The following is a 3,748-nucleotide window of genomic DNA, read 5'->3' on the forward strand; positions in this document are numbered from 1 at the left end:
ACGGTAGAGCGGCCGGCTGTTAACCGGTAGGTTGCAGGTTCGAATCCTGCCTGCGGAGCCACGCGGAGAGGTGGCCGAGAGGTCGAAGGCGCACGCCTGGAGAGCGTGTAGGCGGGATCACTCGCCTCGTGGGTTCGAATCCCACCCTCTCCGCCATTTTGCTCCTGTAGGTTGGCAAGCGACGCGGGGTGGAGCAGCCAGGTAGCTCGTCGGGCTCATAACCCGAAGGTCGCAGGTTCAAATCCTGCCCCCGCAACCAACGCGGAGCCGTGGTGAAGCTGGAGTTCACGCCGGTCTGTCACACCGGAGGTCGCGGGTTCGAGTCCCGTCGGCTCCGCCATTTCTCCAAAAATGAAATCTTGACAAATCGCTTCTGATCTATTAGAATTACTGATGTCCTTGGATGCCGGTGTAGCTCAATTGGTAGAGCAACTGACTTGTAATCAGGAGGTTGGAGGTTCGAGTCCTCTCGCCGGCACCATGTGCAGCCAATCCGGTTCAGAAAGAACCGGTTAAACAGAGAGAGAAACACGCAGGGGCGTAGTTTAATGGTAGAACGGCGGTCTCCAAAACCGCTAGTGTGGGTTCGATTCCTGCCGCCCCTGCCAGATGTGGCGACTATGGCGAAGTGGTTAACGCACCGGATTGTGGCTCCGGCATTCGTGGGTTCGAGTCCCACTAGTCGCCCCATTTCCTTCCTCTTCTCGCGTTGGGGTGTAGCCAAGTGGTAAGGCAACGGACTTTGACTCCGTGATGCGTAGGTTCGAATCCTACCACCCCAGCCATTCTCTCAATTTCATCGTGCGGAAGTAGCTCAGCGGTAGAGCACCGCCTTGCCAAGGCGGGGGTCGCGGGTTCGAGTCCCGTCTTCCGCTCCATATACGCGCGAGGAGGCATAGCCAAGTGGTAAGGCAAGGGACTGCAAATCCCTGATCCCCAGTTCGAATCTGGGTGCCTCCTCCACTTTTTCTTATGCCGGGGTGGCGGAATTGGCAGACGCACAGGACTTAAAATCCTGGGGTTCGCAGGAACCGTGCCGGTTCAAGTCCGGCCCTCGGCACCATGTGATGCGTGTAACAGCGGAAAACTTGGTCATGTGTGCCCGTAGCTCAGCTGGATAGAGCGTCTGACTACGAATCAGAAGGTCGGGAGTTCGAGTCTCTCCGGGCACACCATCGCATTGTGCCGGTGTGGCGGAATTGGCAGACGCGCGCGACTCAAAATCGCGTTCCCTTGCGGGAGTGGGGGTTCGAGTCCCTTCACCGGCACCATGTTACATAGGCGAAAACCCTTAGGATTCCGCTTCTAGAGAATCCTAAGGGTTTTTTCTCTTCCGTCCGAAAAACGAAGGCATCCCCTATGCCGGGGTGTCCGACACCAAAACGCCTTGCGTCGGTCAGGAGACGCAAGGCGTTGCCGATTAGAGAACCCGGACGTTGTAGGTGCGCATCCAATGGTCCACTTGTGCAAGGTAGGCGAAAAACTGCGGCCGTCCCATCAGCTGGCCGAAAAGGGGCAGGTCCGGTGCGGACGAATCTTGATTGGCCCATTCCCGCACCGCTGCCGTGTTGAGGAACGGCCGCAGCGGCGATTCGGGATCTTCGAGGACGGAGAGGGTCCATTGCTTTACCGCTTCCCAGTACAGCGGGTGGTGCGTTTTCGGATACGGGCTTTTCTTGCGCCACAGCACATCGGCCGGCAAGATGCCCTCTAACGCGTGGCGGAGGAGCCCCTTTTCCCGCTGCCGATAAAATTTCATCGCCCACGGGACGTTCCACAGGTATTCCACGAGGCGATGGTCGCAAAAGGGCACGCGAAGCTCCAGCCCCGCCGCCATGCTCATGCGGTCCTTGCGGTCGAGGAGCGTGGGCATCCACCGCGTGAGGTTGAGGTAGAACAGTTCGCGCACCTTGGCGTCCGCTGGCGGTTCGCCGGGGAGACGCGGCACTTCGTCGAGGGCTTCTTGGTACCGGCGGGCCAGATAGACTTCCGGTTGCACGAGATCGACCAGTTCTTTGGAGAAGAGGCGGATGCGCGCGGCGAGGTTCCGCATCCACGGGAAGGTTCCGGCGTTCCGCGCCTCTTCGCGGTAGAACCAGGGGTACCCGCCGAACACCTCGTCGGCGCATTCGCCGGAGAGCCCCACGGTGGCCTTCTCCTTGATCGCCTTGCTGAACAGCAGCAGCGAGGCGTCGACATCGGCCATCCCGGGCAGGTCGCGGGCGACAACGGCATCCTGCAGGGCGGAGACGAGTTCGGACGTATCGAGGAGCACCGCATGGTGGACCGTGCCGAGCGCGTTCGCCACGCGCGCCACCCAGGGCGCATCGGGGTTGGGCTGGAACGCGGTGGGCCGAAAGTATCGGTCGTTGTCCACATAGTCGATGGACCAGGTGTGCAGGGGGCCGCGGCCGTCCCGCGTGAGGGCCCGGGCGGCAAAGGCGGTGATCGCGCTGGAGTCGAGGCCGCCGGACAGCAGGGTGCAGAGGGGGACGTCCGAGACCAGCTGCCGCTCGACCGCATCCTGCACGAGGTCCCGCACGCGCGCGACGGTGGTGGGAAAGTCATCCGGATGCGGCGCGCTCTCCAATTGCCAATACGGGCGCTCGACGATGCGATGGCGCGAGACGATCATCTGCCAGCCGGGTTTCAATTCCCGCACCTGGCGAAACACGCCATGGCCGGGCGTGCGGGACGGTCCCATGACGAAGATTTCGGCCAGCCCTTCGGCGTCGATAACCGGTTCGACGGCGGGGTGGGCGAGCAGGCCTTTCAATTCGGAGGCAAACACGAACGACGAACCGCGCTGGGCGAAGAAGAGGGGTTTGACGCCCAGCCGATCGCGCGCCAGAAACAGCTCCTCCCTGGCGACGTCCCAGATGGCGAAGGCGAAGATGCCGTTCAGCCGCTCGACGCACGCCGGCCCCCACTCCAGGTACGAGACGAGCAAGGCTTCCGTGTCCGAGCGGGTGAACAGCCGGTGGCCGCGAGCGGTGAGCGCTTGCTGCAGCTCAGCGGTGTTGTACAGCTCGCCGTTGTAGACAAGGACGTAGGTCTGGTCCCCTTTTTTGCGGACCATCGGCTGGGTGCCGCCTTCCGGGTCGACGACAATCAAACGGCGGTGGACCAGCCCCGCCCGCGCCGATACCCACGCGCCTTCCGCGTCGGGACCGCGGTGCGTCAGCGCGTCGGCCATTGCTTGCAGCACGTGCCGCTCGTGGCGCAGGTCGCGTTCCCAATCAATCCATCCGGCAATCCCGCACATTGGCCAAAACCCCTTCCGTGCATCAGAATGTCCTTTCACCGGGCAAGGGCCCAATCCTGGGATACACTATGCGACGGAAGGGAGCGGGGTTCGTCGCCCGCACGACAAACGCCCTCGCCACCCAAGGCGAGGGCGCCTGTTCTGCGCGACGCGTCGGTTACAAATCCATGAAAATGAGGGCGGCCGAAACGGCACCCACCAGCAGGCCGAGCACAGCCAGCGAGTATTGGGGTTTCATGTTGTGCGTGGGGCGCGGCAGCACGCCGACGACGATCAGGATGAAGGCCGCCAGGGCGAGCAAGCAGCCCAAGGTAAAGAGCATGACGCTTCCCTCCTTTGTTGCGCGGTTGCCCCTTCTATTCTACCATGGCCGGCGGGCAGGAACCAGAAAGCCGGGGGTTAACGAAAATCGGCGAACGTTGGCGCGTGTCAACTCACATAAAAACCTAACCGAAGTGAAGCCGGTCACTCACGAGAAAATCT

General features: G+C 62.0%; 2 protein-coding genes and 12 tRNA genes. 12 read left to right on the forward strand and 2 right to left on the reverse strand.

The window, feature by feature from the left end:
- The first annotated feature begins 64 nt into the window (after window positions 1-64).
- The 12 genes from IEX61_RS11950 (at window position 65) to IEX61_RS12005 (ending at window position 1,271) form a co-directional block, all read left to right on the forward strand.
- Window positions 65-156 (forward strand) — tRNA-Ser (locus IEX61_RS11950).
- Between the two features lie 26 nt (window positions 157-182).
- Window positions 183-259: transfer RNA gene (locus tag IEX61_RS11955), tRNA-Met, on the forward strand.
- Window positions 260-263: 4 nt separating this feature from the next.
- Window positions 264-340: transfer RNA gene (locus tag IEX61_RS11960), tRNA-Asp, on the forward strand.
- Between the two features lie 65 nt (window positions 341-405).
- A tRNA-Thr gene (locus tag IEX61_RS11965) sits at window positions 406-481 on the forward strand.
- Window positions 482-534: 53 nt separating this feature from the next.
- Window positions 535-608 (forward strand) — tRNA-Trp (locus IEX61_RS11970).
- A 6-nt stretch (window positions 609-614) separates the two neighbouring features.
- Window positions 615-690, forward strand: a tRNA-His gene (locus IEX61_RS11975).
- Window positions 691-710: 20 nt separating this feature from the next.
- A tRNA-Gln gene (locus IEX61_RS11980) sits at window positions 711-785 on the forward strand.
- Window positions 786-803: 18 nt separating this feature from the next.
- Window positions 804-878, forward strand: a tRNA-Gly gene (locus tag IEX61_RS11985).
- Window positions 879-889: 11 nt separating this feature from the next.
- Window positions 890-963, forward strand: a tRNA-Cys gene (locus IEX61_RS11990).
- 11 nt (window positions 964-974) lie between these two features.
- Window positions 975-1,063 (forward strand) — tRNA-Leu (locus tag IEX61_RS11995).
- A gap of 35 nt (window positions 1,064-1,098) precedes the next feature.
- Window positions 1,099-1,175, forward strand: a tRNA-Arg gene (locus IEX61_RS12000).
- A gap of 9 nt (window positions 1,176-1,184) precedes the next feature.
- Window positions 1,185-1,271, forward strand: a tRNA-Leu gene (locus tag IEX61_RS12005).
- Window positions 1,272-1,420: 149 nt separating this feature from the next.
- Here the strand turns inward: IEX61_RS12005 and asnB are convergent.
- Both asnB and IEX61_RS12015 read right to left on the reverse strand, forming a co-directional pair.
- On the reverse strand, window positions 1,421-3,265 hold the full coding sequence (gene asnB / locus IEX61_RS12010; RefSeq protein ID WP_188818225.1) for an asparagine synthase (glutamine-hydrolyzing): 1,845 nt from the start codon (window positions 3,263-3,265) through the stop codon (window positions 1,421-1,423).
- Window positions 3,266-3,422: 157 nt separating this feature from the next.
- Complete coding sequence (locus IEX61_RS12015) at window positions 3,423-3,587, reverse strand: hypothetical protein (protein ID WP_157057826.1); 165 nt, start codon at window positions 3,585-3,587, stop codon at window positions 3,423-3,425.
- Between the last annotated feature and the right edge of the window lie 161 nt (window positions 3,588-3,748).

Source organism: Calditerricola satsumensis (assembly GCF_014646935.1).
Lineage (GTDB): Bacteria > Bacillota > Bacilli > Calditerricolales > Calditerricolaceae > Calditerricola > Calditerricola satsumensis.

Coding starts and splice junctions, on each gene's coding strand:
- asnB (WP_188818225.1), bottom strand. CDS start 3,265: ATGTGCGGGATTGCCGGATGGATTGATTGGGAACGCGACCTGCGCCAC.
- IEX61_RS12015 (WP_157057826.1), bottom strand. CDS start 3,587: ATGCTCTTTACCTTGGGCTGCTTGCTCGCCCTGGCGGCCTTCATCCTG.